The organism is Pseudarthrobacter sp. LMD1-1-1.1 (assembly GCF_040676255.1).
Taxonomy (GTDB): domain Bacteria; phylum Actinomycetota; class Actinomycetes; order Actinomycetales; family Micrococcaceae; genus Arthrobacter.
In genome coordinates, this window is the sequence record NZ_JBEGHP010000012.1 from 669553 (window position 1) to 683122 (window position 13570).

The following is a 13570-nucleotide window of genomic DNA, read 5'->3' on the forward strand; positions in this document are numbered from 1 at the left end:
CGGTCCCCCCTCCGCCGTCGTCGTACCTCCCAGCGTTGCCGGCGCAGTCCCGCAACGTTTATCCCCACCCCACCATTCCCTGATGCCGCCCTGCCCGGGACCGGCACGTCAAAGGAGACATCCCCCCGTGAACCACCTGATGAGCCCGCTGATACAGCGGGCGGCCGATGCCCCGGCCATCAAGCCCGCCGTTGAGCTGGGCACCCCGGTACTGCTCACCATCGCAGCGGTGGGCATCGCCATCCTGCTGGTGATGATCATCAGCTTCAAGATCCAGGCCTTCGTGGCCCTGCTCACCGTCAGTATCCTGGTGGCCGTGGCGGCCACCATCCCGCTGCAGGACATCTTCACCGTGGTCTCCAGCGGTGTGGGCAGCACCATGGGCAAGGTTGCCATCCTGATCGCGCTCGGCGCCGTGCTGGGCCGCATGATCGAGGTGTCCGGCGGCGTCCAGTCCCTCGCTGACCATTTCACCCGCAAGCTCGGAGCCAAGCGCGTTGCCGTGGCGCTGACCGCCGTCGGCTTCCTCGTGGCCATCCCCGTCTTCTTCGAGGTGGGCATCATCGTGCTGGTGCCCATCGTGTACGCCTTCGCCAAGATCGCCAAGGTCCACCCCGTGAAGTTCGGCCTCCCCATGGCCGGCATCATGCTCGCCATCCACGTCGCGGTACCGCCGCACCCCGGAATCGTGGCCGGCGCCGGCGTGCTCGGTGCCGACATCGGACTCATCGCCCTGATCTCACTGCTGATCTGCGTGCCCCTGGGCTTCCTGTCCTACTGGGTTGCGTCCATCATGAACCGCAAGGACTACGAGCTGCTGCCGGCCGTGAAGGCCCAGGTGGAGGAGTTCGGCTCCAAATCATTGGTCAAGGTGGGCCACGACGGTCCCGGAGCCGCCGCCATCGCACCCCCGCGCCCGGGCCTGATCATCTTCCTGATCGCAGCGCCCATCGTGCAGATCCTGCTCGGTACCGTTGGCACCCTGGTGCTTCCCAAGTCCGATCCGCTGTACGGCCTCGCTGCCTTCATCGGCAACCCCTTCCTGGCCCTGCTGGTGGCCGTGGCGCTGTCCTTCTTCCTGCTGGCTGTCCGCCGCGGCTGGTCCTTCAAGGAAACCGGCGAGATCTTCGAAGGCTCCCTTCCGCCCATCGCCTCCATCCTGATGGTGGTGGCCGCCGGCGGCGTGTTCGGCAACGTACTGCAGGTTTCCGGCATCGGATCGGCGCTGTCCAAGACCCTGGACACCCTCGGCGTCCCGCTGCTGCTGCTCGGCTTCATCATCTCGCTGGCCCTCCGCGCTGCCCAGGGTTCGGCCACCGTGGCCATCGTGACCACCACCGGCCTGCTGTCCGCAGCAGTCAGCGGCGGCGGCTACAGCCCGGCACAGATCGCCGTGATCGTGATCGCCATCGGCTTCGGCGCCCTGGGCCTGTCGCACGTAACCGACGCCGGCTTCTGGGTGGTAGTGCGCTACTACGGCCTCACCGTCTCCGACGGCCTGAAGACCTGGACCGTCCTGACCACCATCCTGGGCGTGGCCGGCTTCCTGCTGACCTTCGTCGCCTGGATCCTGGTGGGAGGCCTGGGCGCCTGATGCAAACCCGTCTGGACCACCTGGTCACCTCCGCCCTGCAGCAGGGTTCCGCAGTGCCGGCCTTCACCTGCTACGACTTCACCACCGCGCTGGCCGTGGTGGGCGCCGCCGAGGAATCCGGCAGGGGCGTGATCCTGCTGGTGGCACCCAAGACCGCCGCCACCGCGAATGGCCTCCGGCTGATCTCGGCGCTGCGTGGCCTGGCTGACGCCGCCGCCGTCCCCGTCGCTGTGCAGCTTGACCACGCCTCCGACCTCCAGGTGATGGCCGACGCCGTTACGGCAGGGGCGGATTCCGTCCTCGCCGACGGTTCGTCCCTTCCGTACGAGGACAACATTGCGTTGGTCCAGGCGGCCCGTGCCCTGTTGGGCTCCGACGTGGTGCTTGAGGCGGAACTCGGCGGCCTGGCAGGAGACGAGGACCGTGCCTTCGGCGTGGACTCACTGGATGCCGCGGGGGCCGGCCAGTCCGGCGCCGAGGCGGCAGGCCTGACCGACTCAGCGCAGGTGGAGGACTTCGTGTCCCGCACCGGGGCGGAACTGCTGGCCGTCGCAGTGGGCAACGTCCACGGCAAGTACAAGGGCGAGCCGCGGCTGCGCTGGGACGTGCTGCAGGACATCGCGGCGCGGATCCATATTCCGCTGGTGCTGCACGGTGCGTCCGGCATTCCCGCTGAAGAGCTGGTCAAGGCCGCGGCCATGAACGTTGGCAAGGTTAACTTCAACACCGAACTGCGGACCGGCGTCCTGGCCACCCTCCAGGAGCAGCTTCCCGCACACCGTGCCGACGGTGAGAACCTGCAGGGCCTGCTGGCTTTGTGGAACACGTCGGCGAAGGGCTTCGCTGCCACCACGCTGGCCACGCTGGCACGGTAGAGGGAACGGAATCTTCCACGAACGGGAGGCCAGGATCAAGCAGCCGGTCCTGGCCTCCTCCTTTTCGCTTTCATCCCGCCTGCCAGGCGGGATGAAGGTTTCGCCGGGAGGCTAGGATCGAGCAATGATCCTGGCCTCCCTTCTCTTTGCCTTCCTTGCCGCCGCACTGCACGTCTTCATCTTCACCATGGAGTCGCTTACCTGGACCCGGCCCGCCACCTGGAAGCGCTTTGGGGTTGCCTCCCAACAGGACGCTGAGACCACCAAATCCCTTGCGTACAACCAGGGCTTCTACAACCTGTTCCTGGCCGTCGGTGCGTTCATTGGAGTGGGGCTCGTGGTGTTTGGCGGGTCGGGATCCGTGCAGTACGTGGCAGGCTGGACCCTGATCTTCAGCTGCTGCGGTTCCATGCTGCTGGCGGCCGCCGTCCTGGCGTTCACCGGACGCAAGTACCTCCGCGCCGCGGCAACCCAGGGCACCACGCCGCTGCTCGCCGTCGTGCTCGGACTGCTTGCAGTGCTGCAATAGGGGCAGAAGGGGCGTAAGTCCTTAAACCCGCGCAGGCAACGGGGGCACAATAGTGCCGTGGGCAGCGTCGAGCCGTTGTAGGTCCCATGCGCAGCACCGTGGGGCGGGGGACAGGAACCGGGGCGGACACGGTGGACCGTGATCCGGTCATCGACCTTGTCCGGTTCATCTGCCTGGCGCTGGTGGTGGTGGGGCACTCCATGATGGTCAGCCCGGTCCTGCACCCGGACGGAACCGTGACCACCGAGAACACCCTGGCCCAGCAGGACTGGTTCGAGCCCATCATCTGGATCTTCATGGTCATGCCCCTGTTCTTCGTCACCGGCGGCGTGACCGGACTGCAGTCCTGGCGCCGGCTCAAGGCAAGCGGAGGCACCGCGGCCCAGTTCATCCGCGCCCGGCTCCTGCGCCTCCTCCGCCCGGCCACCCCTTTGCTGGCAACGATGGTGGTGGGTTTGTCCGTGGCGGCGGCGCTCGGCGTGGACCGGCAGGTGGTCCAGCTCATGGCAGCCGGGGCGGGCATGCCCCTGTGGTTCCTGGCCGCCTACCTCGCGGCGCAGCTGAACATCCCGGCCCTGGCGGCACTGCATGCGCGGGCGCCCTGGCTTGGCTTCTGCCTGCTCACCGGGCTCGTGGTTGCCGTGGACTGCCTGCGGGGCGTCCTGCCGGACCTCGCCAACGCCAACCTGGTGTTCGTGTGGTGCGCGGTCCAGCAACTGGGTTTCCTGGCCGCCGACGGCCACTTTTCCCGTCTGTCCCGTTCCGAGCTGCTGGGCATTGCCGTGGCCGGACACCTGCTGCTGGGACTCGTGACCGGGCTGGGGCTGTACCGCGGAAACATGTTGGTGAACCTCAACCCGCCCAACCTGACCCTGGTGATCCTGGCCGTCCCGCAGCTGGCCACGATGGAACTGGCGCGTCCGGTCCTGGCGCCGCTGGCCGGGGTGGGCTGGATCGGCCGGCTGCTGGTGCTGGTTGGCGGCAGATCCCTCACGGTGTACCTGTGGCACCTGCCGCTGCTGGTGGGCATGTCCGGGCTGCTGCTCCTGGCGCCGATCCCCAAGCCCGGCGCCGGCACCGCTGCATGGTGGTGGTCGCGGCCCCTGGTGGTCCTGGCGCTGCTCATTCTGCTCCTGCCGGTGGCCGCCGCGTTTGGCCATCTGGAGGAACGGACGACGACGGCCGTCACCCTGCGCTGCCGGCCCGCCACGGCGGGGGCCGCCGTCGTCGTGGTCTTCATCCCCGTGGCGGACGCCGCGCTCAGCGGACTGTCACTGGGACTGCTGGCCGCCGGCACGGTGTGTTTCTCGGTGGCGATCGTTTTGCTGGGCGGTTTTCCGCTGCGGCGCCGGCAACCATACCGGCGCCGCCATGGCCGAAGGACCATTGCCAGCGGACTGAAGTAGTGCCAGTGTCGAACCATGACCGAGAACACCACGTCCGCTGAGGACAAGTTCACCGCAAATGTCTCCCTGCGGCGCAATGACGCACAGCACCGGTACGAACTCCTGGTGGACGGCAGGCTGGCTGTCCAGGCCTTTTTCCACGATCTTCCCGGGCACATCGATTTCACCCACACCGAGACCGGCGAGGATTTCGAGGGACAAGGCCTGGGCAAGGTCCTTGCACACTTTGCCCTGGATGACGTGGTGGCCACCGGCAAGCGGATCATTCCGCACTGCCCGTTCATTTCCAGCTACCTGCGAAAGCACGAAGGCTACGAACAATTCGTAGATTGGCCGGAACGCTGATCCCGGGCCGCCGGCATTAGTGCCGGCGGCGGTTCAGCTGGCCAGCGCCTGGCCGGTGACCGCCATGGCGGTGCCCGGATCATCGATGGTGAAGCCGCAGGCGCAGCGGTACGTGACGATGCTGTCCGGGACGGACCCGGGACGCAGTGAAACTACGGTGTCCCCGTCAACATAGACGGGCTGCCGGACCGGAAGCTCATCATGGTCGACGCGCTGCATTGGCGTGCGGCAGTGCATGCGCGAATTCAGGGTCATCAGCAACCCTGCGTCCACGGGTACGGTTGTGGACAAGAGCTGCCCAGCTGCCTCGGTGCGCGCCCCAAACGCCGTCAGCTGGTGTTCCATTGCGGTGGTCATTATGTTCTTCCTTGGGCTTCTTCACGGAACCGCCGGCATTGGCAGCCCCGCCGCGAACTGCTTGCGGAGGTTCATCTATCACCATAAGCAAAGCATGCTTACTATTTGTTGCACAAGTTACGGCTGGGAATCGGCCCCGCAGCCAGCAGCCACAACAGCCCACACGGCCGTCTCTGGCTAGGCTTGCATCATGACGCCAACCACCACCCGAACCACAGCACTCGTTACTGGCGCCAGCGCCGGCCTGGGCCACGAATTTGCCGAGCAGCTCGCCGCCCAGGGGCATGACCTGGTCCTGGTGGCGCGCAACGCGTCCCGGCTCGCAGAAACAGCGGAAGACTTCCGGCGGCGGTACGGCGTCACGGCTGAGGTGCTGCCCGCCGACCTGACGCAGGACGACGACGTCGCGGCCGTCGTCGAACGCCTTGAGGACGCCACGCGGCCGGTGGGGATCCTGGTGAACAACGCCGGGATCGGCCTGCTCCACAACTTTGAGGACAACCACGCAGCGGAGGAGAGGCGCCACCTGAAGCTGCACGCGGAAACGTCCATGGTGCTCACCCACGCGGCACTCAGGGGAATGCTGGAGCGCGGGGATGGCCGGATCATCAATGTTGCCAGCGTGGCCGCGTTCCTGCCCCGCGGCACCTACTCGGCGGCGAAGGCGTGGCTGGTGAGTTTCAGCCGGTGGGCAAACCTGGCTTATCGCAAGCGGGGCATCAAGGTCACGGCAGTCTGCCCGGGCTTCACCCACACGGAGTTCCACGACCGGATGGGGATGGACAAGTCGGTGGCCCCATCCTGGACGTGGCTGCGCGCGGAGCGGGTGGTCAGGGAAGGCCTGGCGGACAATGAGCGCGGCAAGGCGGTGTCCATCCCCTCCAAGAGGTACAAAGTGGTTGCCGCCGTGGCCAAGGTGGCGCCGGCGCGGCTAATGGCCGGGCCGGCGCGGAAGCCGAAGTAGGCCGGGGCGCCTGGCCGGCAGCCCGGGAAGGGCCTTCCGCGGCCGGGCGCCGGACCGGCGGACGGCCAGCACCACCAGGATCCCCAGCAGCGCACCCACCAACGTCTCCACGGCCCGCTCAAGGATCAGGACCCGGGGTTCGGTGGGGGAGGCCAGCTGGGTTATCAGCAGGATGACCGGGGTGAACCAGACCATGGCCAGGCCATAGTGCCTGGTCATGAACAGTTCCGTGGCGAACTGGAAGAGGATCACCAGCAGCGCCAGCACCACTGCCCGGTGTACCGGCTCCTGAAGCGCCGGGTACAGCGCCGCCAGGGTCCAGGGTCCCGGGATGATGACGACGGCGGTGACCGCCAGTCCCAGGAACGTCCCGACGATGCGGTGGACGCCCCGCCGGACGCTGCTGGGCAGGTCTGCTCCGGCCAGGGGTACCGCGGCCGCGGCCATGGCCCAGTGCGGGTGGCCGCTGCCGCTGATGACGCCCACGGTCCCGGCGGCACCCACCGCCAGGACGTACCGGGCGGCGTGGACTGACAACTCCCGCCGCCCCGCCGCCGAACGGCGCGGGACGCTCCGGGTGGCCCCTGGCTCCCAGGACCGCCGCCGAACCCAGCCGCTGAAGCCAATCAGGATGGAGAACACCGAGGATGCCACCGCGATGAGCACGGCGGTGTACCAGGGGACTGCGGTGGGAACGGAAGCGCAGGCGCCCAGGGCGAGGATTCCAAAGAAGGGCCCGTTGGGTTTCAGCCGTACCCTGTCCGCGTACACCGACCCCACTCCGGCCAGGGTCGCTTCCACTGCCACGAGCCACCAGGAGTGGATGTGGTTGATGGAGAGCGTTACTCCCACCACCACGCCGGTGAGCAGCACCAAGGCGCCCTGGCCCTGGTGGCGGAGCCGGAGCTGGTGCGGTTCCGAGCGGCCGTACATGCCGGTGAGCGCGCCGAACACGGCGTAGATGATGAGGTCGGTACGGCCGGCGGCCAGCAGGAGCAGCGACGGTACCGCCACGCTGAGGGCCACGCGGAGCGCGGCAAGGTGGTCGCCGTTGGCAGGTTCCAACCGGTGGAGCGCGCGTACCTGCTCCACAACGCGCTTCATGTCCCGACCTGTCCTGTTTCTATGGATCTACTGCAGCCCGAGGGCCCTTGCGACCGTATCACCGCGCCCCATGCAGAGCCACATGCCGGCAGTCACGGGAGGACATCGGGCAGGCACGCAAAGGCCCGCCCAGCGTGCTTCCCCCAAGGAAGCACGCGGGACGGGCCTGTGAGCGTGGGCTACAAGAGTGCCCGGGAGGCTGGGCCTATGCCCCGGCCGGAACCCCGCGGTGTGCGTGGGGGTCGGTGCCGTCCTGGGTGTCGAACGGCAGTTCGTCCAGGTTGATCAGCGGGTTCTCGTCCTGGGTCGCCACCAGTTCCTTGGCCTCTGCCTGGGTGTCAACGCTGGGCATCGATCCCGGGAGCGGCCGGTTGGCGGATTCCTTCAGGAAGTAGATGGCCACGGCGCCCACCAGGGAGGTGGCCATCAGGTAGTACGCCGGCATCATGTCGTTGCCGGTGGCCCCGATCAGCGCGGCCACGATGAACGGGGTGGTTCCGCCGAAGATGGCTACGGCGAAGTTGTAGGCAATGCCCATCGCTCCGTAACGGCTGGAGGTGGGGAACTGGGCCGGCAGTGCCGATGCCAGGTTGGCCACGTAGAAGGTCACGGGGAAAGCGATCAGGGCCAGGCCGGCGAGGGTGGACCAGATCTGCCCAATGCCAATCAGCATGAACGCCGGGATGGCCAGGACGATAGTACTGACAGCGCCGATCCAGAGCACGGGACGGCGGCCAATCCGGTCGGAGAGCTTGCCGGTCAGCGGGATGCAGAGGCTCATGACCACCAGGACGGGAATCGTCAGCAGCGTGCCGTGCACCTCGTCGTAGCCCTTGGACTCGGTCAGGTACGTGGGCATGTAGGACGTCAGCGCGTAGCCGGCAGTGTTGGCAGCGGCCACAACAACCATGGCCACAATGATGGGGCGCCAGTAGGCCTTGACAATTCCCACGGGTCCCTTGGCCGTGGCGGTGTCCCCAGCGGAGGCGTTCTTGGCGTTTTCTTCCTGGGCATCAAGGGTGGCCTGGAACTGCGGCGATTCCTCGATCTTGCTCCGGAAGTACACGGCGATCAGGCCCAGCGGCCCGGCAACCAGGAACGGGATGCGCCAGCCCCAGTCCTCCATGGTGCCCTGGCCCAAGGTCAGCTGCAGGACAGAGACCAGGGCAGCGCCGATGGCGAAGCCGAGGTAGCTGCCCAGGTCCAGGAAGCTGGCGAAGAAGCCGCGGCGCTTGTCAGCGGCGTACTCGCTGACGAACGTGGTCGCGCCGGCGTACTCGCCGCCGGTGGAGAAGCCCTGGATGACCTTGAGAAGCACCAGGAGCGCCGCAGCCCAGAGGCCGATCTGGGCGTATCCGGGCAGGAGGCCGACGGCGAACGTGCTGGCCGCCATGATCATCAGCGTGGTGGCCAGGATCTTCTGGCGGCCCATCTTGTCGCCCAGCCAGCCGAAGATCACGCCGCCCAGGGGGCGGGCGATGAAGGTGGCGGCAAAGGTTCCCAGCAGGAACAGCGTCTGGGTGGTGGGATCGGATTCAGGGAGGAACACCGGGCCCATGGTGGTGATGAGGTAGCCGAAAACGCCTACGTCGTACCACTCCATGGTGTTGCCAACGATCGTGCCGCCCAGTGCTTTTTTGAGCATGGGCTGGTCCACCACGTTGACATCGGATTCCTTGAGCCGGCGGCGTGGCAGCAGCCTGGGCTTCTTGGCAGCCGTGGGGGCTGCAGGGTCGGTTCCGCGGGCGCTCCTGGCGCCTGCTGAAGAGTCGGTCATGCTTCGGTCTGTGGGCATTTGGGCAACTCCTGTGGAGGTCATTTGCTTGCGACTTGTAGCTGCCCCGCTCCGGGCAGGCCTTCAATTTTACGGGATTCCTCTAGCGTCCGGGCAGTTTGATGGCGTAGCATGCTCCCTTTTGGGCCCGATATGGGGCCGGTTCCGGAAATTTTTCCCCCGGCTTTTCCCGCGTGATCACTGGGAAGCAGGCTGATGAACGGCGCCGTTACCAAAATTTTTCCAAGTTGCTCCGTTTCAAGCCCGCTCCCGCGGGAAACCGGCCGCAAAAAGTGACCGCTGCCACGGTCCCCGGAGGGGTTCCCAGCAGCCGCGGACGTGCCTATGGTAGAGCGATGAACACACTTCTTTCCGGGCAGTAGTCCGCGCGCCCGGACGCTTTCGTCGGCATTCGTTTCAAGGAAGAACGAAGGAAAGAAGGGAAGAACCACATGGGTGAAGAATCCAACCAGTTCCACATCAGGCCTGAGGTGGCAGACCACCTTGCCGCAGCCATGGATGCGCCTGTTACGCCCGGCCCCGCGGCAACGGGTGCCGTTCCGCTGGCAGGGCAGGGCGGGTGGCCGGACGGCATGGGAAAGCGCAGGCACCCGAAGGACCGCGGCGCCGGCCACGGCCGGATGGGGCACGAGGCCGCCGTGGTGGCGGTCCACCGCACCGGCCGGCCGCAGATGCCGCACTCCTCATAGCTGCCTGCAGCGCGCGGATCCAGCATGGCGACGCGCGCTGTCCACATCGACACGGAAGTTACCTGGCGCCCCCGACATATGGGGGACGCCAGGTAATTTGCGCGCCGCGGACCCGCAAGCGCGCCGACAAGCGTGCGCCCCGCCAGGAGTCATCGCGCCGGGCTCACCCTTCGCGGACCACGTCCGACGGGTCCTTGTCCAGGCGCCAGCCCCGCCACCGTGGATGCCTGAGCCTGCCCGGCCCCGTCCACTCGCTGTAGGTCACCTCGCCTACAAGCTCCGGTGACACCCAGTGGGCGTCGGCGGAATCCGGCCGGGGGACGTCGTGGAAGGGTGAGGTCTTCCGGCCCAGGCGTTCCACCGTCTGGCGGAGTTCCGTGAGCTCCCGGCTGCTGAAACCGGACCCGACCCGGCCCACGTACTGCAGCTTGCCGCCGTCGGGAATGCCTACCAGCAGCGATCCCACGGTGTCCTGCCGCCCGCCCTTCCCCGGCCGCCAGCCGCCCACCACCACTTCCTGCGTCTGCTCCGTCTTGAGTTTGATCCAGGTCCTGGTCCGCTGCCCGCTCACGTAGCGGCTGTCCGTCCTCTTGGCCATCACCCCTTCAAGGCCGAGCTCCCGGGCGCTGTCGAGGAGGAGGTCCACGGATTCCTCAAGCACCATGGACAGGTCCACCGGGCAGCCGGAGGGACGGAAGAATTCCTCCAGCCGCTGCCGCCGTGTGCTGAGCGGCAGGCGCCGGAGGTCCTTGCCGTCGTCGAAGAGGAGGTCGAACAGCATCAGCTGGACCGGGATCGAGGTGCGGGCTTTGGCGACGTCGGCGGCCCGGGTGAGTTTCATCCGCCCCTGCAGCAGGCCAAAGTCAGGCCTTCCACCGGGCCCGACGGCGATGATCTCACCATCCGCCACGAACGGCTGCTCCGGCCAGCAGGCCCGGTCCGTGAACTCGGGGTAGGTCTTGGTGACGTCGTTGCCGTTGCGGGAGAAGATCCGGACCTTTTCGCTGTCCGCCACCAGCAGCGCCCGGACGCCGTCCCACTTGAGCTCGTACTGCCACGTGCTGCCGTGCAGGTCGGCGGTGCTTCCCGAGGTTGCCATCATGGGCGCGTACTCCAGCGGGTCGGCGGGGGCGCTGTGCGTTGCTGCGGGAGCCTCGGCCGCCTCTTCGCCGCCGGCGGCCGGCGAAGGTTCCGGTACTGCCCGGGCCGGCTGCCGTCGCCGTCCGCCTTGCTGCTCCTGGTCCATCAGGTGGATGAGCCATTGGTTTTCGGCGTCCTTGCCTTGCCCGCGTCCGGTGTGGATGAGGGCCACCTTCCTGCTGCCGCCCAGGCCGCCGCTTTCCGAGCCCGACAGGGTGACAATGACTTCCTTGCCGTTGATCCACTTGTGCAGTTCGTAGGTGCCGGTGTCCCAAATCGTCATCTCGCCCGCGCCGTACTGCCCTTTGGGGATGGTGCCGTGGAAGGTGAGGTAGTCCATGGGATGGTCCTCGGTCTGGACGGCCAGATGGTTCCTGCCACCGGATTCCGGGACGCCCTTGGGCAGGGCCCATGACGCCAGGACCCCCTCGTGTTCCAGCCGCAGGTCCCAGTGCAGGCGGCTGGCGTGGTGCTCCTGGATGACAAAGCTGTTGCCGCCGGCCGGGATGCCTGCGAACGGTTCGGGGGTCGCCTTGGGGTCGCGCATGGAACGGTACCTGCCCAGCCGGGCGTCGGCGTCGTGGTGTGCGTCCCCTTGGTCCGGGTTGCCAGTTGTCCCACCCGCCTCCGCGCCTGCCGCGGCGTTCACGACGGCGGCGAACGGGTCCTTGCCGTCCCGCACCCGGCGCAGCACCTCCTGGTAGTCCAGGTGCTTAAGTGCGGGAGACTGGATTTCCCGCCATGTCCGCGGGGCGGCCACCATGGGCGTGGGCCTGCCGCGCAGCGAGTAGGGGACCACCGTGGTTTTTGCCGCGTTGTTCTGGCTCCAGTCCACCAGCACCTTGCCCGTGCGCAGGGATTTCTTCATGTCGCTGACGGCAAGGTCCGGGTGGTCGGCCTCGAGTGCCCGGGCCAGTTCACGGGCGAAAGCGGAGATCTGTTCCGAGGTCTGGCTGCCGTCCAGCGCCGCGTACAGGTGGATGCCCTTGCTGCCGCTGGTCACCGGGACCGGGTCAAGGCCCACGTCCTGCAGGATGGTCCGGGCCAGGAGGGCCACCTCCCGGCATTCCGGCAGCCCGGCACCCTCGCCCGGGTCCAGGTCCAGCACCAGCCGGTCCGGATTGAGCTGGTGGCCGTGCGGATCCACCCGCCACTGCGGCACGTGGATTTCGAGGGAGTTGATCTGGCCGAACCAGGCCAGCGTGGCGGCGTCGTTGACCAGGGGGTAGTGGATCGTCCGGTCCTTGTGGGTGATCGCGGCCCGGGGCAGCCAGCCGGGCGCTGAGTCCTCCAGGTCCTTCTGGAAAAACACCTCTCCCGGTTTGTCCGCGGTGCCTACTCCGTTGACCCACCGCTTCCGCGTGGCCGGGCGGTTGGCGGCCGCCGGTATCAGGACGTGTGCCACTGCGGCGTAGTAGGCCAGCACATCCGCCTTGGTGGTGCCGGTCTCCGGGTAGATGATCTTGTCCAGGTTGGTCAGCGTCAGTTCGCGCCCCGCCACCCGGACACGTTCCCGGCTACCTGCCATGGGGCTTCACCTCCGGCCCGCTCTGATGTTGACTGTATGAATGAGAGCCATCTGGAAAGGTGCCATCGCGTTCGGCCTGGTCAACGTGCCCGTGAAGGTCTACAGCGCCACTGAGGATCATGACATCAGTCTGCACCAGGTTCACAATGCCGATGGCGGCAGGATCCGCTACCAGCGCCGGTGCGAGGTCTGCAGCGAGGTGGTGGACTACTCGGACATCGAGAAGGCCTTCGAGGAGGATGGCCGCACGGTAGTGCTGTCCAAGGATGAGCTCAAGTCCATTCCCGCCGAGAACAGCCACGAGATCGAAGTGGTGCAGTTCGTGCCGTCGGAGCAGCTCGAACCCATGATGTTCGAGAAGAGCTATTACCTGGAGCCGGATTCCAAGTCGCCCAAGGCCTACGTTCTGCTGCGCCGCGCGCTGGAGGACACGGACCGGGTGGCCATCGTCCAGTTCGCGCTGCGCGAGAAGACCCGGCTGGGTGCCCTGCGGATCAAGGACGACGTCCTGGTGCTGCAGTCCCTGCTCTGGCCCGACGAGGTGCGCGAGGCGAGCTTCCCGTCCCTGGAGGCGGACATCAGGATCTCCGCCCAGGAACGGGACATGTCAGCGGCGTTGGTGGAGTCCATGGCCGCCGACTTCGAACCAGACTCCTTCACCGACGAGTACCAGGTGCAGCTCCGCCAGCTGATCGACGCCAAGCTGGAACAGGGCGAATCGCTGGACACGGAGGAAACCTTTGGCGTGGAAGCCGGCGAGGGCGGCAAGGGCGAGGTTATTGACCTCATGGAGGCCCTCAAGCGGAGCCTGGACCGGAAGCGCGGCGGCGGGGAAGCCGCCTCCGCCGGCGGGGAATCCGACGCCGAAGCGGACGCAGGGGACGAGGACACCGAAACTGCCAAACCGGCACGCCGGACCTCCGGCACCAAGGCGGCCGCGTCCAGGACCGCGGCAGCGAAGACCGGCACGGACGATGCCAAGCCAGCCACCAGGTCATCAGCGAAGTCCACACCGGCTTCCGCCAAGTCCACGGCGTCCAAGTCGACGCCAGCCAAATCCACTGCCGCCAAATCCACTGCCGCCAAGTCCGCTGCAGCTAAAACAAGCGCGTCCAAGTCCTCCGGCACGGGCACGGCGGACACCAAGGCGTCCGGCACAAAGGCCGCGGCAAAGCCGGCCGCCAAGACCACCAGGGCGCGCAAGCCGGCCTGACCGGCACTCGCGACGGCACTCCGGAAGGGCC

The 13570-nt window shown here is 67.3% G+C and carries 12 protein-coding genes; 8 read left to right on the forward strand and 4 right to left on the reverse strand.

The annotated features are described in order from the left end of the window. The first annotated feature begins 127 nt into the window (after positions 1 to 127). The 5 genes from MRBLMD1_RS08710 (at position 128) to MRBLMD1_RS08730 (ending at position 4749) form a co-directional block, all read left to right on the forward strand. Positions 128 to 1594 (forward strand): GntP family transporter, encoded by a 1467-nt coding sequence (locus MRBLMD1_RS08710; protein ID WP_364398855.1) that lies wholly within the window; start codon positions 128 to 130, stop codon positions 1592 to 1594. Next, positions 1594 to 2469, forward strand: a complete 876-nt coding sequence (locus tag MRBLMD1_RS08715) for a class II fructose-bisphosphate aldolase (protein ID WP_364398857.1) — start codon at positions 1594 to 1596, stop codon at positions 2467 to 2469. Before MRBLMD1_RS08710 ends, MRBLMD1_RS08715 begins: the two co-directional genes overlap by 1 nt. Positions 2470 to 2593: 124 nt before the next feature. After that, entirely contained in the window at positions 2594 to 2998 is a 405-nt protein-coding gene (locus MRBLMD1_RS08720) for a DUF1304 domain-containing protein (protein WP_364398859.1), read from the forward strand. Positions 2999 to 3084: 86 nt separating this feature from the next. Beyond that, positions 3085 to 4404: an acyltransferase family protein gene (locus tag MRBLMD1_RS08725; protein ID WP_364398861.1), complete on the forward strand. Its 1320-nt coding sequence runs from the start codon at positions 3085 to 3087 to the stop codon at positions 4402 to 4404. Positions 4405 to 4419: 15 nt separating this feature from the next. After that, positions 4420 to 4749, forward strand: a complete 330-nt coding sequence (locus MRBLMD1_RS08730; RefSeq protein WP_159633855.1) for a GNAT family N-acetyltransferase — start codon at positions 4420 to 4422, stop codon at positions 4747 to 4749. 33 nt (positions 4750 to 4782) lie between these two features. On the opposite strand, the gene MRBLMD1_RS08735 is transcribed toward MRBLMD1_RS08730, so the two are convergent. Further along, positions 4783 to 5106 carry a hypothetical protein gene (locus MRBLMD1_RS08735; RefSeq protein ID WP_364398864.1) on the reverse strand — a complete coding sequence of 108 codons (324 nt, stop codon included), beginning with the start codon at positions 5104 to 5106 and terminating at the stop codon, positions 4783 to 4785. Positions 5107 to 5296: 190 nt separating this feature from the next. Between MRBLMD1_RS08735 and MRBLMD1_RS08740 the strand changes: the two genes are divergently transcribed. Further along, positions 5297 to 6070, forward strand: a complete 774-nt coding sequence (locus MRBLMD1_RS08740; RefSeq protein WP_364398866.1) for an SDR family NAD(P)-dependent oxidoreductase — start codon at positions 5297 to 5299, stop codon at positions 6068 to 6070. Here the strand turns inward: MRBLMD1_RS08740 and MRBLMD1_RS08745 are convergent. Beyond that, a complete protein-coding gene (locus MRBLMD1_RS08745; protein ID WP_364398868.1) occupies positions 6038 to 7174 on the reverse strand; it encodes an FUSC family protein in 1137 nt (378 codons plus the stop codon). The genes MRBLMD1_RS08740 and MRBLMD1_RS08745 overlap by 33 nt on opposite strands. Positions 7175 to 7379: 205 nt before the next feature. Next, positions 7380 to 8969 (reverse strand): MFS transporter, encoded by a 1590-nt coding sequence (locus MRBLMD1_RS08750; protein ID WP_159633843.1) that lies wholly within the window; start codon positions 8967 to 8969, stop codon positions 7380 to 7382. 431 nt (positions 8970 to 9400) lie between these two features. On the opposite strand from MRBLMD1_RS08750, the gene MRBLMD1_RS08755 reads away from it, so the two are divergent. After that, positions 9401 to 9658 carry a hypothetical protein gene (locus tag MRBLMD1_RS08755; protein WP_224024517.1) on the forward strand — a complete coding sequence of 86 codons (258 nt, stop codon included), beginning with the start codon at positions 9401 to 9403 and terminating at the stop codon, positions 9656 to 9658. Between the two features lie 163 nt (positions 9659 to 9821). Here MRBLMD1_RS08755 and MRBLMD1_RS08760 read toward each other — a convergent pair whose 3' ends face one another. Continuing rightward, positions 9822 to 12326 (reverse strand): ATP-dependent DNA ligase, encoded by a 2505-nt coding sequence (locus MRBLMD1_RS08760; protein ID WP_364398871.1) that lies wholly within the window; start codon positions 12324 to 12326, stop codon positions 9822 to 9824. A 40-nt stretch (positions 12327 to 12366) separates the two neighbouring features. Here MRBLMD1_RS08760 and MRBLMD1_RS08765 point away from each other — a divergent pair, with 40 nt between their 5' ends. Beyond that, positions 12367 to 13539, forward strand: coding sequence for a Ku protein (locus MRBLMD1_RS08765; protein ID WP_364398873.1), 1173 nt, complete (start codon positions 12367 to 12369; stop codon positions 13537 to 13539). The last annotated feature ends 31 nt before the right edge of the window (positions 13540 to 13570 follow it).

What these genes read in the sequence shown, in the direction of transcription:
- MRBLMD1_RS08760 (WP_364398871.1), bottom strand. Translation starts at nt 12,326, where the DNA reads ATGGCAGGTAGCCGGGAACGTGTCCGGGTGGCGGGGCGCGAACTGACG.
- MRBLMD1_RS08730 (WP_159633855.1), top strand. Translation starts at nt 4,420, where the DNA reads ATGACCGAGAACACCACGTCCGCTGAGGACAAGTTCACCGCAAATGTC.
- MRBLMD1_RS08765 (WP_364398873.1), top strand. Translation starts at nt 12,367, where the DNA reads ATGAGAGCCATCTGGAAAGGTGCCATCGCGTTCGGCCTGGTCAACGTG.
- MRBLMD1_RS08740 (WP_364398866.1), top strand. Translation starts at nt 5,297, where the DNA reads ATGACGCCAACCACCACCCGAACCACAGCACTCGTTACTGGCGCCAGC.
- MRBLMD1_RS08735 (WP_364398864.1), bottom strand. Translation starts at nt 5,106, where the DNA reads ATGACCACCGCAATGGAACACCAGCTGACGGCGTTTGGGGCGCGCACC.
- MRBLMD1_RS08745 (WP_364398868.1), bottom strand. Translation starts at nt 7,174, where the DNA reads ATGAAGCGCGTTGTGGAGCAGGTACGCGCGCTCCACCGGTTGGAACCT.
- MRBLMD1_RS08720 (WP_364398859.1), top strand. Translation starts at nt 2,594, where the DNA reads ATGATCCTGGCCTCCCTTCTCTTTGCCTTCCTTGCCGCCGCACTGCAC.
- MRBLMD1_RS08715 (WP_364398857.1), top strand. Translation starts at nt 1,594, where the DNA reads ATGCAAACCCGTCTGGACCACCTGGTCACCTCCGCCCTGCAGCAGGGT.
- MRBLMD1_RS08725 (WP_364398861.1), top strand. Translation starts at nt 3,085, where the DNA reads ATGCGCAGCACCGTGGGGCGGGGGACAGGAACCGGGGCGGACACGGTG.
- MRBLMD1_RS08755 (WP_224024517.1), top strand. Translation starts at nt 9,401, where the DNA reads ATGGGTGAAGAATCCAACCAGTTCCACATCAGGCCTGAGGTGGCAGAC.
- MRBLMD1_RS08750 (WP_159633843.1), bottom strand. Translation starts at nt 8,969, where the DNA reads ATGCCCACAGACCGAAGCATGACCGACTCTTCAGCAGGCGCCAGGAGC.